The organism is Mesorhizobium sp. M6A.T.Cr.TU.016.01.1.1, from assembly GCF_003952585.1.
Classification (GTDB): domain Bacteria; phylum Pseudomonadota; class Alphaproteobacteria; order Rhizobiales; family Rhizobiaceae; genus Mesorhizobium; species Mesorhizobium mediterraneum.
The window spans coordinates 1,182,545-1,203,076 of record NZ_CP034452.1 but is presented as its reverse complement, the minus strand read 5'-3'; the positions used below and the strand labels follow the sequence as shown (position 1 = coordinate 1,203,076).

The window sequence follows — 20,532 nt, the reverse complement described above, 5'->3', positions numbered from 1 at the left end:
GGAGCCGACGAGGGGTGCCATGTTTTCTATCAGACGGACTGCTTTGACCGCCACGATGCTGCTTGCCTGGGGCGGATGCGCTCTCGCGGCAGACCCAGTGTATGAGGAGCCCGTGGTCGCTTCAGTCTATGACTGGAGCGGTGTCTACCTTGGCGTGCAAGGCGGATATGGCTGGGCTGATGCGGATGTGACGATTTTCACCAATCCACCACTTGTTGGAACGGCCGATCTGGACGGAGCATTTGTTGGAGCGCTTGCCGGCTATAATTTCCAGTCCGGAAATTTCGTGTTCGGTGTCGAGGGTGACATAAACAAGAGCTGGATCGAGCTCGACGATGACGGAGACGCCGAGATCGACTGGTTCGGGTCCGTGCGCGGACGCGTGGGCTACGCTTGGGATCGCACATTGCTTTTTGGCACGGCCGGTATTGCTTTTGCGCATGGCGAAGTGTCTACGGTTGTGGAAGATGACGATATGAGCTTCACCGGCTGGACCGCGGGGCTCGGTGCGGAACACGCTTTCACCGACAACTGGCTTGGACGGGCCGAGTATCGCTATTACGATTTCGGCACGGAAGACATCACGCGCGGGGAAGTCGACCTGACGATGCACACCGTCTCTGTAGGCCTCGCATACAAGTTCTAGTCTAAACGAAGCCAGCAGACGAACCGACTGCGGTCCCTGGACGACCCATGCCGGCCTCAGGCAATTGAGCGCAGGCTTGGGCACCGTCGTCGCTCTGACGGCAGCATGACTGCGGTGTGGGCGTGAACTCATTTTGTCATGCCAACCTCGCCTGAGACCCTGTCGGGCGCGCCGCGCCGACAAGGACGTCTCCTCATCTCCGAACAGTATCTAGGCTGAACACTATCCGGTCGTGGCGTGAGAGCCAGCCACAAGAAATTGCCGACGGCGGCCGGTTTCGTTGGCAAAAGGTTACCGTTCCCTGCTATTCCCCCTTCAAATCAAAAGCAGTGGACTTGCGCATGACCAATGTCGCCCTGACCGGGCTTGCCCGCGATCTCGCCAAGCGCGCCGCGGAAGGCCGTCCGGTGCGCATCGGCGTCATCGGCTCCGGCGAGATGGGCACCGACCTGGTGACGCAAGGCATGCTTATGCCTGGCATTGCGGTGTGCGCCGTTTCGACCCGGCGCCCGCACACGGCACGTGACGCCATCCGCATCGCCTACGGCGACGAGGCGATGGCACGGGAGGCCGATACGCCGTCGAAGGTCAGCGAGGCGATCGAAAGCGGCAAGATCGCCATCACCTCGAACGAGATGCTGGTGACCAATCCGCTGATCGACGTGGTGATCGACGCTACCGGCAAGCCGGGCGTCGCCGCCGATTTCGACTTGATGGCGATGGAGCACGGCAAGCATCTGGTGATGATGAACGTCGAGGCCGACGTCACCATCGGCTGCTATCTGAAGCAGCAGGCCGACCGGCTCGGCGTTGTCTATTCGGTCGGCGCCGGCGATGAGCCGTCGAGCTGCATGGAACTGATCGAGTTCGCCTCGGCACTCGGCTACACCATCGTCTCGGCCGGCAAGGGCAAGAACAACCCGCTCAACCACGACGCCGTCCCCGATGACTATCGCGCGGAAGCACTGCGGCGCAATATGAACCCGCGCATGCTGGTCGAGTTCGTCGACGGATCCAAGACCATGGTCGAGATGTGCGCCATCGCCAACGCCACCGGGCTGGTGCCTGATATTGCCGGCATGCACGGCCCCAAAGCCGATCGCGATGAATTGGCCAAGGTGCTCATCCCGCGCGCGGATGGCGGCATCCTGTCGAAGAAGGGCGTCGTCGACTACACGATCGGCAAGGGCGTGGCGCCCGGCGTCTTCGTCATCGTCGAGGCGACTCATCCGCGCATCATCGAGCGTATGGACGATCTGCATATCGGCCACGGTCCCTATTACAGCTTCTTCCGGCCGTATCATCTGACCTCGCTGGAAGTGCCGCTCACCGCCGCGCGTATCGCGCTCTACGGCAAGCCGGACATGGTGCCGCTGCCGAGGCCGGTTGCCGAGGTCTGCGCCGTGGCCAAGCGCGATCTGGCGGCAGGAGAGACGTTCGATGCGATCGGCGAGACCTGCTACCGTTCGTGGACCATGACTGTCGAAGAGGCTCGCGCCAACCGCGCCGTGCCGGTCGGCCTGCTCGAAAGCGGCAAGGTGCTGAAACCGGTCAGGAAGGGCGAGCTGCTGACATCAGGCAATTCCGCACCCGACCCGACGACCAAGCTGTTCGCCTTGCGCCGGCTGCAGGACGAAATGCTGTATGGGGCTTGATGCCGTCGAGAGTGGGAGCTGTCGGACGGCTTTCGTCCGAGCACGCTGGTATTGTCATGACAAACTCTCTATATTGTAGTGACAGCGAGGCGGAGGCCGATTACATGAATCTTCAGATCAGGGACCCGCGCGCACGCGAACTGGCGCGAGAGCTTGCTGCCAAACGAAAGATTTCGATGACCGAAGCGGTCATCGAAGCGCTTGAATCCGAATTGAAGCGGGAAAGCGGACGCATTCCCCTGGCGGAGCGGCTCGCTGCCATTGCCAACGACTTCAAGGCCAAGGCAGGCCAGGGCGGTCGGGCTGTCAACAAGGATGAGATCGACGAAATGTGGGGACATTCCTAATGTTCGTCGACACCTCCGTGGTTGTCGCGATTCTTTCAGGAGAAGAGGATGCCGGCGAGTGGAGCAACCGCATCGAGGCAGCGCCAGCAAGGATAACTTCGGCGCTGGTCGTGCTTGAAGCGGCGATGCGGCTTTCAACGATGCTCGCCGTCCAGCCGGTTGTCGCCGGGGACGCGATAGAGGCGTTTCTTCGCGAGGCTGAAATCGAAATCGTGCCGATCGACGCCGGCGATGCCGCGCTCGCGATCCAGGCGTTTTCAGACTATGGAAAGGGGCGTGGGCATCCCGCCCAGCTCAACTTAGCCGACTGCCTTTCTTATGCCTGCGCAAAAAGTCATGGCTCCGCACTGCTCTACAAGGGTAACGATTTTTCGCACACCGATCTCGCGTAATCCGCGAAGCCGCTATTACTTTCCCAACTCGATCGACCTTAGCCGCGCCGCTTCCACCGCTTCGGTGAGCAGGTGGGTCAGCCGGTCCTCGCCCATCAGCACGGCCAGCGCGGCGGCCGTGGTGCCGTTCGGGCTGGTCACCTGCTGGCGCAGCACGCCCGGATCTTCGCCGCTTTCGGCGGCCAGCGAGGCGGCGCCATAGACCGTCTGCATGGCCAGCAGCCTGGCCGTCTTGGTCGGCAAGCCGGCCTTCTCGGCCGCCACGGTCAACGCTTCGATGAAATGGAAGATATAGGCGGGTCCCGACCCGGACACCGCCGTCACCGCATCCATCAGGCCTTCGTCGTCGATATCGGTCACTTCCCCACTCGCCGAAAGCAGATCGGCGACGAAACGCTTGGTGGCGTCGGACACCAGCCTGTTGGAAAACACCACCATCATGCCCTTGCCGATGGCCGCCGGCGTATTGGGCATGCAGCGCACGATCGGCGCGCGATCGCCTAGAATGCCCTCGAAAGTGGCGACCGGCGTTCCGGCGGCGATGCTGACGAAGGTGGTGCGGCCATCATTGAAGCGCTGGTAGGCGGCGGTCACGTCGCGGATCACTTGCGGCTTCACCGCGATGACGACGAGGGCTGGCACCGCGTCCGCCGGAATGCCGCCGGCATCCGCGGCGGCACCGCAGCCCAGCGCTTCGGCGCGCTTGCGCAGATCGGCATTGGGCTCGACCACGAAAACCGCCGCCGGGGGGAGCTTGCCCGATTTCAGCCAGCCCGAGAGCATGGCGTAACCCATATTGCCGCAGCCGGCGAGAACGAGCCTGATCGTCATGGAAAACCTCCGCTAAAAGGTTCTCCCATAGACGCTCGCGACTAGGCGGGAAAGCCCTCTTGGGACGAATGGGGTCGGGACGAACCCTGGACCGCCATAGGCCGCAGCGACACCTGCCGGAGGCCGAACAGGCCGAACACGAAGAACAGCCAGACCGGATCGGCGCGATGGAAGAAGAAGCTTTCGAGGAAGGCGTTCAGCGCTGCGAACAGCACCACCATCATGAAGAAGTCGCCGAGATAGATGTTTTCCTTGCGCAAGGGAATGCGCATGTAATCGCGCAGCGGTGCGATCAGGAAGGTGTAGACCGCCACGCAGAGCGCCGGGATGCCCATCAGCACCGCGATGTCGAGATAGCCGTTATGGCCATGCACGATGGTTCGGATGTCCCAGGCCCGGTCGAAGGGCTGATCCTGGTTGAGCAGCAGCGGCGTGCCCCAGAAGCTCTCGTAGCCGTAACCGGTCCATGGCCGCTTCGCCAGCATCTCGCCGGCGAACTCCCACAGCGTCGTGCGTCCGGTGTAGGTCAGGTCGGGGAAATAGAGTGCCGCCAGATGCTTCACCGGCGGCAGGAAGACGATGCCCAGCGTGCCGATCGCCGAGGCGATGATGGCCAGGGCGAACAGGATCGGCGTTTCGAGCCGCATGCCGATCAGGCTCGGCAGCACGACGATCAGGATCGAAAACGGCACCAGTCCCGCGGTCGTCTTGGAACCGGTGTGCAACATGAAGATCACCGCCGCGCAGAAGATCGACGCGCCCCATAGCCGCTGTCCGCGCCGATAGAGGTACAGCCCGGCGAAACTGAAGCAGGCCATGACAGGCCCGGCGATGTTCTTGTGGGTGAACACGCCGCGCCACAGGCCGGCATGTTCCGGCTCCAGCGAAGCGGTGGTGTGCAGCGCCTCGTGCGGAAAGACGACTAGGCCGACATAGGAGAGACCCATGACGACGACGGTGGTAAAAATGATGACTTTCGAGAAAGCCTCGGCGTCACGGGTCAGCGCCAGGATCGTCGCCATTGTCAAAATGCCGAGCAGCGTGAAGGAAGCGGCGCGCATCGCCGTCGGCGGGTCGGTTGCCATCACCACCGACAGCACGAGGAAAGCCAGCATCAGCAGCCAGGACGGGCTGAGCAGCGAGCGCACCACGCGCGGGTCGGCGAAAGCCATCAGCGAGAAGATCGAGATGGCGCCGAGCGAGCCGAAGCCGAGCTGGTTGACGATGTCGCCGCCGTCGCCGGTCATTTCGGCGCCGGCCGGCTGGAAGGGACGGAACGACACCAGGACGACGGTGAACAGCAGCGCCGCGATCGCGGTCGCCACGCCGTCGCGCGTGAACGCCGTGCTGAGCGGCGCGCGCTCAGTTCTTCTCAGGTTGCCGGTATTGCTCATTGGCATATCCGAATTCGGCAAGCACGCGGCCGAGGGCGACATGAATGGGGTATAAGGCGGCCGCCGATGATCCCGTCCGCATCAGCCTGGCCGCGCCGCGAAACGGCGAGGCGGCAAGCAGCGCCAGGCTCTTTAGAAAGACCTTGGTGCCGGCGAACGGCGTGCCAGCCCGTTTCTTCTTCTCGACCAGTGTCGAGATGACGCCATTGCGCAGGCTGCGGGCGCGGATCCAGTCAGCTTCGACGCGCCGGGCCGGGACGCTTTCCCGCACCTGCGCCTCGGCGCACCAGCCAAGCACAAAGCCTTTTTGTGCTGCCCGGCTCAGGAAATCGGAATCGCCGCCGCCTATAAAGTTGAATTTCAGGTCGAGGAAGGGCGGCCCCATGGCGGTGAGCACGTAACGCCCAACCAGCAGATTGCCGGAGGAATAGAGCGCGGGCACACGCCCGGTCTCTCGGTAGGGTGGCGCAAAGACCGGATGCTCGGCCCATCTGGCATGGGCCGCGTCGGCAAACACAGGCCTTTGCGGGCCGCCGACGATGTCGGCACTGAACGTCTCGGCCGCCTTGCACATGCGCTCGAGCCATTGCGGATCGGCGATCTCGTCATCGTCGATGACCAGCAAGTGCCTGAAATTTGGAAAGTGCAGGATCGCCGTCTGCCAGCCGGCATTGTAGGCGCTGCAATTGCCGCGCTCATGCGCAATGATGACCATGCCTGATATCGCGCCGCGCTCGAACAGCGGCAGCGCCGCCCTGGCGCCGGCGCGCGCCTCGGCCTCGTTCTCAATGACGATGATTGCGAAGCGTCTGCCGGTTTGCTGGGCCTTGAGCGATGCCAGCGTCGCCAGCAGCTGCTCGGGCCGTTTGAAGGTCGGCAGCGTCACGACCGCCTCGACGGCCGTCGTGACAAGCCCCGGAGAGCGCCCCGCGATCGATACCGAATCGTCCGATGGCAATGGGATCATCCGTGTTCAGCCCGGGATGGTGAGTTTGGTTCTCGATAGCATTGCGACGATAACGTTTCGTTAATCACCTTTCGCGGACGAGCCCGCAAATCCGCGACCCCAGGCCACCAGATACCTTCACTTAATCAACGCTTCACCGCGCTTTGCTAGCTGTATCCGCTCAGGATAGGTGAGATGCATCTGCTGTTCGCCACATCGATCGTGCCCGACGGCGCTCTTGCCTCGGGCTATGAGATAGCCAATGCCGCGATCATCGCTGCGTTGCGGCGTGCCGGCGCGCGCGTCACCGTGATCGGCTTCACCTGGCCTGGCAAGCCTGCAAGCGATCCGCAAAGCACCATCGTGCTCGGTGCCGTCGATGTGCGCACCGAAAGCGCATCATCGCTGCAAAAGCTCGCCTGGGTTGCTAAGGCGATGCTCTCCGGCCTCACTTTCGCATCGGTCAAGCTGCGCGTGGTCACCGACAGCGAGGTCCACGCCGCCGTCGAGCGCGCCGGCCCTTTCGACGGCTTTGTTTTGAATTCCGTGCAGTTCGCCGGCGCTTTCGAAAGCCTCTTCGGCGACCGGCCGTCGATCTTCGTCGCCCACAATGTCGAGTACCGTTCGGCGCAGGAGAACGCCGCTGCCGCCGGCGGCCTTTTCCAGCGCCTGTTGTTTCGCCGTGAGGCCAAGCTGCTCAAGCCTATGGAAGAACGGCTTTGCCGCCGGGCACGCTTCGTCTTCATCCTGGCCGAGGAAGATCGCTCAGCACTCGGCGTCGCCTCCGACGACCGTTCGGCGGTGCTGCCATTGGTGACTTGCGCCGAGGCGCCCGTGCAAAAAAACCCACGCCGCATCGATTGCGACGCGGCGCTGATCGGCACCTGGACCTGGCAGCCGAACCGCATCGGCCTCGATTGGTTCCTGGACAAAGTGGTGCCGCATCTCAGGCCCGATTTCCGGGTCAGGGTCGCCGGCAGCGTGCCGTCGGGCATCATTTCCACGCATCCCGGCGTTGAATTCGTCGGCCGCGTACCGGACGCGCAGGCCTTTGTGCGCAGTGCCGCCGTCATCCCGCTGATCAGCACTTCCGGCAGCGGCGTGCAGCTCAAGACCATCGAAACCTTCGAACTCGGCCTGCCTTCCGTCGCCACCAGCCATTCGCTGCGCGGCATCGATCATCGCCCGGTCAATTGCATCGTGACCGACGATCCGGTCGCCTTCGCCGGCGCACTGGAAGCCGCGGCAACCGACGTCAGGGACGTCGACGGCAGCGCTTTCCACGGCCGGCAAATGAAAGCACTCGATGCCGCAATCAGGCGTGGCCTGAAAAAGCTCGATCCCATCAGGCAGGAGGTGTTTGCATGAATATGCACACCGCCCGCGCCGCTTTCGGGGTCGACAGTTTGAAATCGATCCTCGGCATATCCGTCCTCGCCATCCGCTGGGACGATGCGGTCGCCCTGCTGACCCGGTTGATTGCGGAGCGACGCTTCACCAAGGTCAGCTTTCTCAACGCCCACAACGCCAATGTCGCCTATACGGAGCCGGTCTTTGCCGAGGCGCTCGACGATTTTCTCATCCTGCCGGACGGTGTCGGCGTCGATCTGGCGGCGAAACTGCTCTACGGAACGTGGTTTCCGGACAATCTTAACGGCACCGACTTCATCCCTGCTTTCCTGCAGGCGTCCGCCAGGCCGCTGACCGTGGGGCTGCTCGGCGCGACGCAGGCCAACGCCGAGGCGGCGTCGAAGAAGCTGGCAGCGCTCGCGTTGCAGCACAGATTCGTGGTCATCCACGACGGTTATTTCTCCCCCGCAGAGGAGCCGGCAATCGTCGAGCGCATCGCCAGACTGCGGCCGGACGTGCTGCTTGTCGCCATGGGCGTGCCGCGCCAGGAATTGTGGATCGCGCGCCACATCGATGCGCGCCACTGCACGCTGCCGATCGCCGTCGGCGCGCTGCTCGATTTCCTAAGCGGCGCGGTGCCGCGGGCGCCGCTGTGGATGCGCCGGCTCAGGCTCGAATGGCTGTTTCGGCTGTGGATCGAACCGGGCCGCCTCTGGCGCCGCTATGTCGTCGGTAATCCTTTGTTCCTGTGGCGCGTCCTCGGCCAGAAAATCTTTCGCAGGCCCGCCCCTGCCAGATCAGGCCGTGGAGCAGGCTCCGGAGCGGGCCGTTGAACAGCCGGTTCGTGCCGAGCCCTGCCGCCGGACCCGATGTCCTTCGCCAGACGCCGACGGCGGCGGTCGTGACGGCGAGCTATGCGCCGGATTTGGAGCGTTGCCGCCTGCTGTGCGAAACCCTCGACCGCTACGTTTCCGGCGTGGCGCACCACTATATTCTTGTCGAGCATCGCGACGTGGCGCTGTTTCGCCAGCTGGAGAACAGCCGCCGCACCGTCGTCGACGAGCGGGACCTGTTGCCGCGCTGGCTGCATGCCTTCGACGATCCGCTCAGCCTGTTCCGTCGGCGCATCTGGCTCAGCCTGAAGACCATGCCGCTGCGCGGCTGGCATGTGCAGCAGCTTCGCCGCATCGGGATTTCAGCGCACGCCGGGGAAGACGTGCTGATCTTCTGCGATTCCGACGTGGCGTTCCTAAAACCTTTCGACTGCAGCGCCTTTTGGCGCGATGGCAAGGTGCGGCTGTTCCGCCGCGACGGCGTGCTGTCCGGCGAAGGCCATGAGGAGCATCGCATCTGGTCGCGCAATGCGGGCTCGGCGCTCGGCATCGAGCCATCAGAGGTTTCCACCCACGATTACATTTCGACGCTGATTGCCTGGCGCCGCGAAACCGTAACGGCCATGTGTGCCCGGATCGAGAAGATCCATGGCCGCAACTGGGTCGAGGCCGTCGGCGCTGTGCGCAAATTCTCCGAATGCATGATCTACGGCCGCTATGTCGACGACGTGCTCGACGGCGCCGGCCATTTCCACGGCCCGGAGGAATTCTGCCGCGTCCACTGGAAGGGCGAAGCGCTGTCGGATGACGAGTTCCGCCGCTTCGTCGCCGCCATGGCGCCAGAACAGGTGGCCATCGGCATGCAGTCCTTCATCGGCACGGATATCGGTCGCATCCGCCGCCTGATCGGGCTCGACTAGCTAGTCTTGGGTCAGACCCAATCACCCTGAACGACCGGGTTCGACACCGACCTTGCCATTTTCCCGGTAGGGGTGATGAAAAGGTTGGAAGTCGCTCGTTACCGACGGAAGCGCAGGTTCCGTCGCGTGAGCTCGTTGATCGAGGTGCAGCCCATCAGCTTCATGCCGCGCTCGATCTCGATGTGCATCAATTCCAGTGCGCGTTCGACGCCGGCCTGCCCGGCGGCCGCCAGCGGAAAGAGGTAGTAGCGGCCCAATCCGACGGCCTTTGCGCCCAGCGAGAGGGCCTTGAGCACATGGGAGCCGCGCTGCACGCCTCCATCCATCATCACATCGATTCTGTCTCCCACCGCATCGACGATCTCCGCAAGCTGGTCAAACGCGGTACGCGAGCCGTCGAGTTGGCGACCGCCGTGATTGGAGAGGACAATTCCGGTGCAGCCAATCTCGACCGCACGCCTGGCATCCTCGACCGACATGATGCCTTTCAGGCAGAACTGTCCGCCCCAGTGCTGCACCATCTCGGCAACGTCGTCCCACGACATGGAAGGATCCAACATCTCCGTGAAATAGCGGCTGATCGACATCGCGCCGCCGCCCATGTCGACATGGCCGTCGAGCTGCGGCAGCCGGAACCGCTCATGTGTGTAGTAGTTGATCGCCCATGACGGTTTGACCGCGAACTGCGCGATGCCAGCGAGATTGAGCTTGAAGGGGATGGCGAACCCCGTTCGCTTGTCACGCTCGCGGTTGCCGCCGGTGATGCTGTCCACCGTCAGCATCATCACCTCTACTCCCGCCTGCTTGGCCCGGGCCATCATCTCGCGGTTCAATCCGCGGTCCTTGTGGAAGTAGAATTGGTAGACTTGCGGCCCATTGCTGATCCGGCGCGCCTCTTCGAGGCTGACGGTGCCGAGCGAGGAGACGCCGAACATCGTGCCATATTTCGCCGCCGCTGCCGCCACCGCACGTTCGCCCTGATGGTGGAACAGGCGCTGGAGCGCCGTTGGCGAGCAGTAGACCGGCATCGCCAGCTTCTGGCCCATGACGGTCACCGACATGTCCACATTGGTCACGCCGCGCAGGACGTTCGGCACCAGGTCGCAGTCATCGAAGGCAGCCCTGTTGCGCCGATAGGTGACTTCGTCATCGGCCGCACCGTCAATGTAGTTGAAGATCGGTCGGGGAAGGCGCTGTTTGGCCATGCTGCGGAAGTCATGGAAGTTGTGGCAATTGCTCAGACGCATCTCTCATCACTCTATTGGCCCGGGCTCAACTCCGTTGGCCTGGGCCCACCTGCCCGATAGCTCACTGCCGCGCAATGCCTAACTTACGCGGGCTGAACGAGGGACGGCCGCAACGGGCCGGGCGTCGGCGGCCATTGACGGCAGCCGGCCGATAGCGTTTGCCCCTACACCGGCTTGGCCGGTTTGCGCATCGCCGAATAGGTGAGCAGTGTCGAGGCGAGATAGAGCAGCAGGAAGACGACGTTGAGCGACAGCACCAGATTGGGTGTGTCCAGGATGGTGGTCAGCACATAGGTCAGCAGGACCGCCTTCAGGCCTGCAAGCAGGGCCAGGTTGATCGCCCGCACCAGCGTCTGGCCGCGCGCGAACAGAAGCTCAGCCTGATATTCGACCAAATTGCGCAGGCCTGGCACGCAGATCGCCAGCGCCACCAGAGGGGCGGCCTCGGCAACATTCTTGCCAAGCGCGTTGGGAAAGAAATGCAGCACGATGGCGAGCGCCGCCAGCGCCAGCGTCGAGACTAGGAACACGCCGCCTTCGATGCCGCTCTTGACCGAAAGGCGCGACAGAAGTTCTGGCGCCCGCATCATGCGCTGCACCAGCATCATAGAGAAGGTGCGGATCGGGATCGCGGTCAGGTCGACCAGCCGCATGATGATCGCATAGATGCCGGCGAGGTGCGGCCCGCCGATCGCCAGTACCAGCAGCTTGTCGAATTCCATCTGCAGGTAGAACAGCACCTCCGCGCCGGCCACGTAGATGGAGTCGGCGAGCCGCCGCAGATAGAGCTCCAGGCGCAGCCGCAGCCTCTGGCGCGGATAGAAAAATCCGAATGCGAGCAGCAGCGAGGCGGCGTTGGCGCCGATATAATACCAGGACCAGAGCCCTATGGTCGGCTGCGCCGCGAACATGAACAGGACGGCGCCGAGCGCCCGCAAGGCCGTCGCCAGGATCGTCAGCAGAGCGGCGCGGCCGAATTTGCCGAGACCGTTGTTGACGATCAGCGCGACCTCGACCGGCCGCCACAACAGCCCCTCGGCAAAGACGATCGCCGCAAACACCGATAGCGGCACGGTGCTGGCAAAGAAGGCCAGGTAGACGCCGTAGGAGGCGGCAATCAGCAGCGGCAGCGATATCACGCCGAGCAGCAGGAAGCCGGCGGTGAAGGTGCCGATCAGATTGGGGCGGATGGTGGCGGTTCGATAGAGCGCCGAGATGAAGCCGAGGCCCAGGATGCGTGACAGCATCACGCCGGCCGCCGAAGCGGTGGCGAACATGCCGAACTCGGCGATGGACAGCGTGTTTGCCAGCGCGATGAAATAGGCGAGCGAAAACACCAGCCGCCCGCCCGCGCCGCTGATCGCCGAAAGATAGTCGCGAACCAGGCCCCGTCGCTCGGCCACGAAAGCGCCGATCCGGGCGAGGGGCCGCCTTTGCGGGATGTTGCCAGCCTGAGTCATGTGTCGGAGACAGCATAGGTTGGAAAGTTTAACGCGCCGTTCTGAACGCTTTTGTTGCACTCAAGAAGGGCACAACTGAAGAGGGAAACCTCGCCGTCAAGGCAGAGAAATTAACCTTTTGTTTCCTATGCTTGTTTAGCGTGGCTTAACGAATGGCTGACCGCGCGTCCAAGCCGCCAGGGGCAAGCTCCACGACAATGGTCGACAGGCAAAACCGTGAAGATTGGAAGCGCGAGCGGTCCTTGCTGGCGCTCGGCCAGGCGATGCGCGGCGAAGACGACGCTGAACCATCGCTGGTTTCGATCGGGGATCGCGCGGACCCGTCATGGCGCGAGGATGCCGCCACGCGCCATCGTCTCGCGCGCTCACGCCGGGAGGCGCGAGCGCATCCGGAACTCTCGGCAGCTCCGGAGCCCTCGGCACCCCAGGAACGCCCGGTAATTTCGGAATTCTCGGCAGACGATGAAACAAGCCAGCCTCGAGCCGACTATGCATCCGCTTCGGCCGCCCGGATACCGCTTGAGACCGACGAGGCCGTTGAAGCAGACTATGCGGAAGCCAGGCTGCGGGAGGAGCCGGTTGCTGCCGGTGTTTCCGGGGACCGCCGTTTCGATGCCGATTCCCGACATGCCGCGTTCGAGCCTCGATACACCGGTGACGAGCCTCGATATGCCGCATTCGAGCCTCGATATGCCGCATTCGAGTCCCGATATGCCGATGACGAGCAACGGTCTTCCCGCGACGACGGACAAGAATGGAGGCCGTTGATCGATCCGATGCAGGTCGTCCGCGGCATTGCCCGGTCGAAGCTGCTGATCGTCGCCATGACCATACTGGGCGCCACGCTTGGCGTCGCGATCGCGCTGTCGACGTCGAAGAAATACGAAGCCACCGCAGAGCTGATCGTCGACCCGCGCGACCTGAAGCTCACCGACCGCGATCTTACCCAATCAGTGGTTGCATCCGACGCCACGCTGGCCATCGTCGAAAACCAAGTTCGCGTGCTCACCTCCGGCACTGTTCTCAACAAGGTCGTGGACAAGCTTAATCTCGTCAACGATCCGGAGTTCAACGGGCAAGATTCCGGCGGCCTGGGCGTGATGACGCTCATCCGGTCGATCCTGTCGCGCAATGACGAGCCGGGTGCCGATGCGGACCGCCGCCGTGCGCTGGCCGTCGGCAATCTGGCCGAAAGCCTTTCGGTCGAGCGCGGCGGCAAGACCTTCGTCATCTCCGTCAGCGCCACCACGCAAAATGGCGAGAAGTCGGCTCTCATTGCCAACACGATGACGGACGTTTTCCTGCAGACGTTCGGTCAGATCCAGTCCGACACCGCTGGCCGTGCGACCAACGAACTGACCGGCAGGCTCGACGAGCTGCGCAAGGGCGTGGAAGTGGCCGAGCGCAAGGTCGAGGATTTCAGGGCCACGCACGACCTCGTCGACGCGCAAGGTCACCTGATCAGCGACGACGAGATGCTCAAGCTCAACCAGCAGCTTGCCATCGCCCGCGCGCGCACGCTGGAACTCAACGCCCGTGCGGCGTCGGCGCGCTCGATCGACGTGAATTCTGTTCTGAGCGGCACCTTGCCGGAGGAAATCAACTCCAACACCATGAGCGAATTGCGCTCGCAATATGCGACGCTCAAGCAGGAGGCCGACCGCGCCGCGATCCGGTTCGGGCCGCGGCATCCCGAGCTCCAGGCGCTTAATGCCCAGCTTGCCGGCTCGCGCGATCGTATCGACGGGGAACTGCGCCGCATCGCCTCTTCGCTGCAGGTCGACCTGAAGCGCGCCGTGCAGCTCGAACAGGATCTGGCCTCTCGGCTGGCGCAGTTGAAGGTCCGCAGCGGCGACGTCAACAGCGACCTCGTCACCCTGCGCGAACTGGAGCGCGAGGCCGCCGCCAAACGCTCCGTCTATGAGCAATATCTTCTGCGCGCCAAGGAAACCGGCGAGCAGAAGGACATCAACACCGCCAACATCAACGTGATCTCCAAGGCCTTCGCCCCGCTCGAGCCAAACGGACCGTCGCGCGCCGTGACGGTGCTTGCCGGCCTGCTGGCGGGCCTCGCCTCTGGTGTCGGTCTGGGCGCCATGCGCGGTGCCTATGCGAGCCTGCGCGAAACCGCCAATGCGCGGCCGCGTCGCAGGACGGCCGAGCGCCCGACACCCATTGAAGACAAGGGATACCAGGCGTCACCGCCGCCCGCTCCGCCAGTCGAGGCCACCAGGCGTTCAGGTCCGATCAGTGCGCTGCTGTCGGCGGTGAGCAACATCGTGCCGGGCAAGGCACGCAGGGAAGACTCTGCCAACACGCGTTTCGGCTCACCGGCCAGTGGCTCACCGACAGTCGCCGAAAACGCGAAGCGGAATCCCGTCTATTCCGCTCGCCCGGAACCGGTGTCTCCTTTCGCGCCGCGTCGGCCGGCGCCTGCCGGCTACGAGCAGCCGCAAGCCCAGCAGGGCGCCTATGCTTCGCACCCGCAACAGACCTATCCGGCGGCCCCGCCTATGCAGGCGTACCCCTATACGCAGCCGCCGCCGGCCGGCTATCCCTATCCGCCGGCCATGACGCCCCATGCTGGACAAGTGCTTTATCCGCAACAGCAGTCGGCCTATCCCCGAGCCTCATGGGACAAGGCAAATCAGGCTTCGGAAGCGGCTGAACCGCAAGCCTCTATCGATGAAATCCGAGCCAGCCTGCGCGAATTCCGCGAAGCCGTTCGCGAACTCACCGAAAGCCGATCACACCGCCGCTATTTCTGAGCGCCGAATAAAAGCCATCGGTTTCGAGTTAACGGCATAAGACGGCGCTTTGACGGGATTGCCCGGCCGGATTTTCGTGAAAATGCCGCCCGAAGAAGAATGATGTTGAAGGTGCCTCATGGCCGAGTTGATTGACGGAAAACGCATCGCCGAAGACGTGGTGCAGCGTGTCAAGGCCTTGACTGTCGAGCTGATGGAAAAGGGCGCGCAGAAGCCCGGTCTCGCCGTGGTCATCGTCGGCGAGGATCCGGCGAGCCAGGTTTACGTCGCCTCCAAATCCCGCACCGCCAAGGAATGCGGCTTTCATTCGGTCCAGCACACGCTGCCGGCCGAGATCTCCGAACAGGAGCTGCTGAAGATCATCGGCGAACTCAACGCCGATCCGGCCATCAACGGCATCCTGGTGCAGCTGCCGCTGCCTGGCCATATCGATGCCGGCAAGGTTATCCAGACCATCGCGCCGCAAAAGGATGTCGACGGCTTCCACTTCATCAATGTCGGCAAGCTCGGCACCGGCGAACTGGAGACGGCGTTCGTGCCTTGCACACCGGCCGGCTCGATGCTGCTGATCGAGCGCGTGCGCGGCAAGGATCTTTCCGGACTCAATGCGGTGGTCGTCGGCCGTTCCAACATCGTCGGCAAACCGATGGCCAATCTTCTGCTTGCCGCCAACTGCACCGTCACCATCGCGCATAGCCGCACCAAGGACCTGGCTGCACTGGCGCGCACCGCCGACATTCTCGTTGCCGCTGTCGGAAGACCTGAAATGGTCAGGGGTGATTGGGTCAAATCCGGAGCTACCGTCATCGACGTCGGCATCAACCGCATCGCGGCGCCCGAAAAGGGCGAGGGCAAGACCCGCCTGGTCGGTGACGTCGCCTATGCGGAAGCGGCGAAGACGGCCGGCGCCATCACGCCGGTGCCTGGCGGCGTCGGACCGATGACCATTGCCATGCTGATGGCCAACACGCTAGCTTCTGCCTATCTCGCGGCCGGGTTGAAACGGCCCTCCTTCTGATCCTGGAAAGCGCAGCTTTGCCGAACCTCACTGTTCCCTCAGAGCGGCCGGTCACGAACGATCCCGTTCAAGGCGGCCGGCAGTTCGGGTTCCTGCTGGTCGACAAGTTTTCCATGTTCTCGCTGGCTGCGGCAATCGACACGTTCCGGTCGGCGAACCGGCTGCTCGGCCGCGACTTCTATGGCTGGACGACGGTGTCGGCCGATGGCGATGCCGTCATGGCCTCCAACGGCCTGCCGCTCAAGATCGACTACGCTGTCGCCGATCTGCCGCCGGTCGATATCCTTTTCGTCTCGGTCGGGCTGACGACGGAGTTTCCCGGCAAGAGCAAGGTGCTGGCAGCGCTGCGCAGCTGGGGCCGGCGCGGCAACGCGCTCGGCGCACTCTCGGTCGGCTCCTATCTGCTCGCCGAGGCAGGCCAGCTCGAAGGCTATCGCTGCACCATCCACTGGGAAAACCGCGCCGGCTTCGTCGAGCGGTTTCCCGACATCAACTGCACCGGCAATGTCTTCGAGATCGACCGCAAGCGCTACACCTGCGCCGGTGGCACCACTTCCATCGACCTGATGCTGGAGATCGTGCGCGGCGATTTCGGCTCCAGCCTCGCCAACGGCGTCGCCAACCAGTTCCAGCACGAGCGCATCCGCTCCGCCGGAGACCGCCAGCGCGTCGGCCCTGAGCGCGACCTGACCGGCAAATCGGAAAAGCTGCGGCGCATCGTCGAGCTGATGGCCGATCATCTCGACGAGCCGTTGTCGGCGGTGCAACTCGCCAAGTCGGCGGGCCTGTCGGTGCGCCAGGTCGAGCGCCTGTTCCTGCGTCACCTCACAGTGACGCCCGGTCGCTATTATATGCGGCTCAGGCTTGAGCGCGCGCGCGAATTGCTGCGCCAGACCAACATGCCGATCCTCGACGTGGCGATCGCCACCGGCTTCACCTCACACTCATATTTTGCCCAGAGCTATCGGCTGCAGTTCGGCCGGCCGCCTTCCGAAGAGCGGCGCACGACGTATTGAGGGGTTTGGCTCAATGGCCGACCCTCCCACACCCTGCGTCCGGGCTTGTGTCCTAGTGCCGCGTCAAATAGCTTCCCGGAACTGACGGTGACTGACTGGGGGAGATTTTCATGGCGGGACTTGCACGGAGCCTCGCCGCGGCGATCCTCCTGTTGTGGATGACGACGCCCGGCCTTGCCGCCGACCGTGTCGTCATCGTTCTCGACGCTTCCGGCTCCATGTGGGCGCAGATCGACGGCAAGCCCAAGCTCGAAATTGCCCGCGAATCGCTCCGAACCGTGCTGCAGTCGGTCCCCGCCGACAAGGAAATCGGCTTCATGGCCTATGGTCATCGCGAGAAGGGCAGTTGCGAGGACATCGAGCTCATCGTGCCGCCGCAAGCCGGCTCGGCAGGTGCTGTTTCCGCTGCCGCCGACAGTCTGAAATTCATCGGCAAGACGCCGCTGACCGCGGCCGTCAAGCAGGCGGCCGAGGCGCTGAAATACACCGAGGACAAGGCCACCGTCATCCTGATCACCGACGGGCTTGAGACCTGCAATGGCGACCCGTGCGCGCTCGGCAAGGAGCTGAAGGCTGCCGGTGTCGACTTCACCGTCGACGTCGTCGGCTTCGGCCTGACCGCGGACGAGGGCAGGCAGGTCGCTTGCCTCGCCGACAACACCGGCGGCAAATACATCCAGGCGTCCGACGAGCAAGCGCTACAGAACGCATTGGTCGAAACTATCGCCGCCGCGCCTGCACCGGCGCCCGAACCAGCGCCTGCGCCGCAACCGGCGCCGGCTCTCGAGCCGGAAAAGCCAGAGTTCAACTTCGTGCCGACCGTGGTGCTAGCCGAGGGTGGCGATCCCGTCACCGACGGCAATTCCTGGGAGATCTACAAGGCGAGCTCCGACGGCACGCGCGGCGATTACGTCACCACCGAATACGGCGCCTACAAGGGCAATCTGGAACCCGACGACTACATAATTGTCGCACGCGATGGCGAGGCCAGGACCGAACAGAAGCTCAAGGTCGAGGCGGGGCAGGTCTATAAGCCTCTCTTCGCGCTGAATGCCGGCACGCTCATCATTCACCCGCGGCCAAGTGAGGGAGCGGATGTGGCCGATGGCGCAGCTGTCGTGATCGCCTATCCGGGCGTCGATACGCCCCCGACTTATTATGGCGACACGAAAGTCGTGTTGCCGGCCGGCGACCAGAAAGTGACGGTCACGATTGGGCATGGCGAGGTTACCGAAACCATCTCGCTCACGGCCGGCAGGGTCATCGACAAGGATATCATCGTCGGCGTCGGCCACGTCGTCGCCAACGCCTACTATGTCGCCGGCGGCGACAAGGCCGACGGTTCGGGCATCGGCTTCAAGGTGTTCAAGGCAAAAAAGAAGATCGACGGAACGAGGGAAGAGGTGACCTATGCCTATGGTCCCGACAGCAAGTTCGATCTGCCGCCCGATGACTATGTGTTGATGGCGACGGTCGACCTCGCCGTCGCCGAGCAGCCGTTCAGCGTCAAGGCCGGTGAGAATCAGGATCTGAAGATCGCCATCAATGCCGGCGTGCTGGCGATCACCGCGCCAGGGGCCTCGAAGATCGAGATTTTCGATCCGAAAAAGGACATCAACGGCAACCGCAAATCGCTCGGTTACGCCTATGACGAGAAGTATCAGGCGGCGCTGCCGGCCGGCGACTATGCGGTCGTTTCGGAGAAGTTGGACAACAGCTCAAGGGAAAGCACAGTGACGATCAAGGCCGGCGAGCGAGCCGAGCTGACGGTGCAGTAGGGACGTAATTCGACGCCGGCAAAAGGGCGGCCCGCCAGCCACGGCATTGCGCCGCCCTTTTTTCACTGCAGTGCGAGTTCCGCCACGTTGTTTCCGAAGGCGCTGGCGCCGTGATCGGCACGGCCGACCATTTGCCGGAACCCAGCGAAAAGCTCGCGGCCGAAGCCGAATTCATTGGCGATAAGATCGCTGTCCGCCGCCCGTCGCAGTGCGAAATCGCCGGCCGGCACCAGCACTTCCAGCGTTCCGGCCTCGGCGTCGAGCCTGATGATATCGCCCTCATGGATCCTGGCGATCGGCCCGTCCTCGACCGCTTCCGGCGTCACGTGGATGGCCGCCGGCACCTTGCCGCTCGCGCCCGACATGCGTCCGTCAGTGACCAGCGCCACATGCTGGCCGCGATCCTGCAGGACGCCGAGCACGGTGGTCAGCCTGTGCAGCTCCGGCATGCCATTGGCTTTCGGCCCCTGGAAGCGGATGACGGCAATGAAATCGCCGGTCAATGTGCCTGCCTTGAACGCCTCGTTGAGCCCTTGCTGGCTGTCGAAAACCTTTGCCGGCGCCTCGATGATGCGCCGCTCCGGTTTCACGGCGGACGTCTTGATGACGGCGTGGCCGAGATTGCCCGAGAGCATTTTCAATCCGCCCGTTGGCTGGAACGCTTTCTTGAACGGCGCCAGCACCTTCTCGTCGCCGCTTTCGCGGGGTGAGGCCTCGCGCACCACGCCGCCATCGGCGCCGAGCTTGGCTTCGACCGCATAAGGACGCAGCCCTTCGCCCCAGACCGTCTGGACGTCCTCGTGCAGGATGCCTTCGTCGAGCAGTTCGCGGATCAGGAAGCCGAGCCCGCCGGCCGCATGGAAATGGTTCACGTCGGCAAGGCCGTTCGGATAGACCCGCGCCAGCAGCGGCACGGCTTCCGAAAGGTCCGAAATATCCTGCCAGGTGATGGCGATGCCGGCCGCGGCCGCCATGGCGATCAGATGGATGGTGTGATTGGTCGATCCGCCGGTGGCGTGCAGGCCGACGATGCCGTTGACGATCGAGCGCTCGTCGATCATCCGGCCGACCGGCGTGTAGGCGTTGCCGAGCGCGGTGATCGCCAGCGCCCGCTTCGTCGCCTCTCGGGTCAGCGCGTCGCGCAACGGCGTGCCGGGGTTGACGAAGGAGGCGCCTGGCGTGTGCAGGCCCATGATCTCCATCAGCATCTGGTTGGAGTTCGCCGTGCCGTAGAAGGTGCAGGTTCCTGGTCCGTGATAGGATTTGGACTCGGCCTCGAGCAGTTCGGCCCTTCCTGCCTTGCCTTCGGCATAGAGCTGGCGGACCTTGGCCTTTTCGTCATTGGGCAGGCCTGTCGTCATCGGCCCGGCCGGGATGAACACCGCCGGCAGATGGCCGAAGGTCAGGGCTGCGATCACCAGCCCCGGCACGATCTTGTCGCAGACGCCGAGATAGACAGCCGCGTCGAACATGTTGTGCGACAGGCCGATCGCCGCGGCCATGGCGATCACGTCGCGCGAGAACAGCGACAGCTCCATGCCGGGCTGGCCCTGCGTGACGCCGTCGCACATCGCCGGCACACCGCCGGCGACCTGGGCAATGCCGCCGGCCTCGCGCGCTGCGTCCTTGATCAGGGCCGGAAATGTCTCGAAAGGCTGATGCGCCGACAGCATGTCGTTATAGGAGGTGATGATGCCGAGGTTCGGCACCCGGTCGCCGCCAAGTGCCACCTTCTCCGAAGGGCTGCAGACGGCAAAGCCATGGGCGAGGTTGCCGCAGGAAAGCACGGCCCGGTTGGCGGTGCGGTTCGAGGCCTCGGCGATGCGGCCGAGATAGGCCTCGCGACCAGGTCTGGAGCGTTGGCGGATGCGCTCGGTGATGGCTTCGATGTCGCGTCTCGCGGTCATGACGTCGGTCCTTTCAGGCGAGGT

The 20,532-nt window shown here is 63.8% G+C and carries 17 protein-coding genes; 11 read left to right on the top strand and 6 right to left on the bottom strand.

The genetic code is table 11. The annotated features are described in order from the left end of the window. Positions 1-19: 19 nt before the first annotated feature. The 4 genes from EJ075_RS05545 (at position 20) to EJ075_RS05530 (ending at position 3,040) form a co-directional block, all read left to right on the top strand. The gene (locus tag EJ075_RS05545) at positions 20-646 is read left to right on the top strand and encodes an outer membrane protein (RefSeq protein WP_245458109.1); all 627 of its coding nucleotides are present in this window, start codon (positions 20-22) and stop codon (positions 644-646) included. 341 nt (positions 647-987) lie between these two features. Then, entirely contained in the window at positions 988-2,301 is a 1,314-nt protein-coding gene (locus tag EJ075_RS05540; RefSeq protein WP_126103668.1) for an NAD(P)H-dependent oxidoreductase, read from the top strand. A 104-nt stretch (positions 2,302-2,405) separates the two neighbouring features. Next, positions 2,406-2,648, top strand: coding sequence for a type II toxin-antitoxin system VapB family antitoxin (locus EJ075_RS05535; protein ID WP_095483518.1), 243 nt, complete (start codon positions 2,406-2,408; stop codon positions 2,646-2,648). Next, on the top strand, positions 2,648-3,040 hold the full coding sequence (locus tag EJ075_RS05530) for a type II toxin-antitoxin system VapC family toxin (RefSeq protein WP_095483519.1): 393 nt from the start codon (positions 2,648-2,650) through the stop codon (positions 3,038-3,040). Before EJ075_RS05535 ends, EJ075_RS05530 begins: the two co-directional genes overlap by 1 nt. Positions 3,041-3,055: 15 nt before the next feature. On the opposite strand, the gene proC is transcribed toward EJ075_RS05530, so the two are convergent. From proC to EJ075_RS05515, 3 genes are read right to left on the bottom strand one after another with little or no spacing between them, the layout of a single operon-like run. Then, the gene (gene proC, locus EJ075_RS05525) at positions 3,056-3,871 is read right to left on the bottom strand and encodes a pyrroline-5-carboxylate reductase (RefSeq protein ID WP_126103667.1); all 816 of its coding nucleotides are present in this window, start codon (positions 3,869-3,871) and stop codon (positions 3,056-3,058) included. Positions 3,872-3,912: 41 nt separating this feature from the next. Then, positions 3,913-5,265 (bottom strand): O-antigen ligase, encoded by a 1,353-nt coding sequence (locus EJ075_RS05520; protein ID WP_126103666.1) that lies wholly within the window; start codon positions 5,263-5,265, stop codon positions 3,913-3,915. After that, on the bottom strand, positions 5,234-6,232 hold the full coding sequence (locus EJ075_RS05515; protein WP_126103665.1) for a glycosyltransferase: 999 nt from the start codon (positions 6,230-6,232) through the stop codon (positions 5,234-5,236). Before EJ075_RS05515 ends, EJ075_RS05520 begins: the two co-directional genes overlap by 32 nt. 174 nt (positions 6,233-6,406) lie before the next feature. On the opposite strand from EJ075_RS05515, the gene EJ075_RS05510 reads away from it, so the two are divergent. From EJ075_RS05510 to EJ075_RS05500, 3 genes are read left to right on the top strand one after another with little or no spacing between them, the layout of a single operon-like run. Next, positions 6,407-7,579: a glycosyltransferase family 4 protein gene (locus EJ075_RS05510; RefSeq protein WP_126103664.1), complete on the top strand. Its 1,173-nt coding sequence runs from the start codon at positions 6,407-6,409 to the stop codon at positions 7,577-7,579. Further along, a complete protein-coding gene (locus tag EJ075_RS05505) occupies positions 7,576-8,394 on the top strand; it encodes a WecB/TagA/CpsF family glycosyltransferase (protein WP_126103663.1) in 819 nt (272 codons plus the stop codon). The genes EJ075_RS05510 and EJ075_RS05505 overlap by 4 nt, the downstream gene beginning before the upstream one ends. Then, positions 8,391-9,314, top strand: coding sequence for a DUF6492 family protein (locus EJ075_RS05500; protein ID WP_126103662.1), 924 nt, complete (start codon positions 8,391-8,393; stop codon positions 9,312-9,314). Before EJ075_RS05505 ends, EJ075_RS05500 begins: the two co-directional genes overlap by 4 nt. A gap of 98 nt (positions 9,315-9,412) precedes the next feature. Here the strand turns inward: EJ075_RS05500 and EJ075_RS05495 are convergent, their stop codons facing one another. Continuing rightward, on the bottom strand, positions 9,413-10,561 hold the full coding sequence (locus EJ075_RS05495) for an alpha-hydroxy acid oxidase (protein WP_126103661.1): 1,149 nt from the start codon (positions 10,559-10,561) through the stop codon (positions 9,413-9,415). 164 nt (positions 10,562-10,725) lie between these two features. Continuing rightward, positions 10,726-12,021 carry a lipopolysaccharide biosynthesis protein gene (locus tag EJ075_RS05490; protein WP_126103660.1) on the bottom strand — a complete coding sequence of 432 codons (1,296 nt, stop codon included), beginning with the start codon at positions 12,019-12,021 and terminating at the stop codon, positions 10,726-10,728. Between the two features lie 197 nt (positions 12,022-12,218). Here EJ075_RS05490 and EJ075_RS05485 point away from each other — a divergent pair, with 197 nt between their 5' ends. The 4 genes from EJ075_RS05485 to EJ075_RS05470 all read left to right on the top strand — a co-directional run bounded on the left by EJ075_RS05485 (position 12,219) and on the right by EJ075_RS05470 (position 18,601). Next, entirely contained in the window at positions 12,219-14,789 is a 2,571-nt protein-coding gene (locus EJ075_RS05485) for a GumC family protein (protein ID WP_126107245.1), read from the top strand. 118 nt (positions 14,790-14,907) lie between these two features. Further along, positions 14,908-15,807, top strand: coding sequence for a bifunctional methylenetetrahydrofolate dehydrogenase/methenyltetrahydrofolate cyclohydrolase FolD (folD, locus tag EJ075_RS05480; RefSeq protein ID WP_126103659.1), 900 nt, complete (start codon positions 14,908-14,910; stop codon positions 15,805-15,807). 17 nt (positions 15,808-15,824) lie between these two features. Further along, a complete protein-coding gene (locus EJ075_RS05475) occupies positions 15,825-16,823 on the top strand; it encodes a GlxA family transcriptional regulator (protein ID WP_095483530.1) in 999 nt (332 codons plus the stop codon). Positions 16,824-16,933: 110 nt separating this feature from the next. Then, entirely contained in the window at positions 16,934-18,601 is a 1,668-nt protein-coding gene (locus tag EJ075_RS05470; RefSeq protein ID WP_126103658.1) for a VWA domain-containing protein, read from the top strand. Positions 18,602-18,663: 62 nt separating this feature from the next. Here EJ075_RS05470 and edd read toward each other — a convergent pair whose 3' ends face one another. Next, positions 18,664-20,508, bottom strand: coding sequence for a phosphogluconate dehydratase (gene edd, locus EJ075_RS05465; RefSeq protein ID WP_126103657.1), 1,845 nt, complete (start codon positions 20,506-20,508; stop codon positions 18,664-18,666). Positions 20,509-20,532: the final 24 nt, after the last annotated feature.

Bases quoted from the DNA above. Each gene is read 5' to 3' on its own strand.
- EJ075_RS05530 (WP_095483519.1), top strand. From the start codon at position 2,648: ATGTTCGTCGACACCTCCGTGGTTGTCGCGATTCTTTCAGGAGAAGAG.
- EJ075_RS05545 (WP_245458109.1), top strand. From the start codon at position 20: ATGTTTTCTATCAGACGGACTGCTTTGACCGCCACGATGCTGCTTGCC.
- EJ075_RS05515 (WP_126103665.1), bottom strand. From the start codon at position 6,232: ATGATCCCATTGCCATCGGACGATTCGGTATCGATCGCGGGGCGCTCT.
- EJ075_RS05505 (WP_126103663.1), top strand. From the start codon at position 7,576: ATGAATATGCACACCGCCCGCGCCGCTTTCGGGGTCGACAGTTTGAAA.
- EJ075_RS05540 (WP_126103668.1), top strand. From the start codon at position 988: ATGACCAATGTCGCCCTGACCGGGCTTGCCCGCGATCTCGCCAAGCGC.
- EJ075_RS05495 (WP_126103661.1), bottom strand. From the start codon at position 10,561: ATGCGTCTGAGCAATTGCCACAACTTCCATGACTTCCGCAGCATGGCC.
- EJ075_RS05520 (WP_126103666.1), bottom strand. From the start codon at position 5,265: ATGAGCAATACCGGCAACCTGAGAAGAACTGAGCGCGCGCCGCTCAGC.
- folD (WP_126103659.1), top strand. From the start codon at position 14,908: ATGGCCGAGTTGATTGACGGAAAACGCATCGCCGAAGACGTGGTGCAG.
- EJ075_RS05510 (WP_126103664.1), top strand. From the start codon at position 6,407: ATGCATCTGCTGTTCGCCACATCGATCGTGCCCGACGGCGCTCTTGCC.
- edd (WP_126103657.1), bottom strand. From the start codon at position 20,508: ATGACCGCGAGACGCGACATCGAAGCCATCACCGAGCGCATCCGCCAA.
- EJ075_RS05490 (WP_126103660.1), bottom strand. From the start codon at position 12,021: ATGACTCAGGCTGGCAACATCCCGCAAAGGCGGCCCCTCGCCCGGATC.
- EJ075_RS05470 (WP_126103658.1), top strand. From the start codon at position 16,934: ATGGCGGGACTTGCACGGAGCCTCGCCGCGGCGATCCTCCTGTTGTGG.
- EJ075_RS05485 (WP_126107245.1), top strand. From the start codon at position 12,219: ATGGTCGACAGGCAAAACCGTGAAGATTGGAAGCGCGAGCGGTCCTTG.
- EJ075_RS05535 (WP_095483518.1), top strand. From the start codon at position 2,406: ATGAATCTTCAGATCAGGGACCCGCGCGCACGCGAACTGGCGCGAGAG.
- proC (WP_126103667.1), bottom strand. From the start codon at position 3,871: ATGACGATCAGGCTCGTTCTCGCCGGCTGCGGCAATATGGGTTACGCC.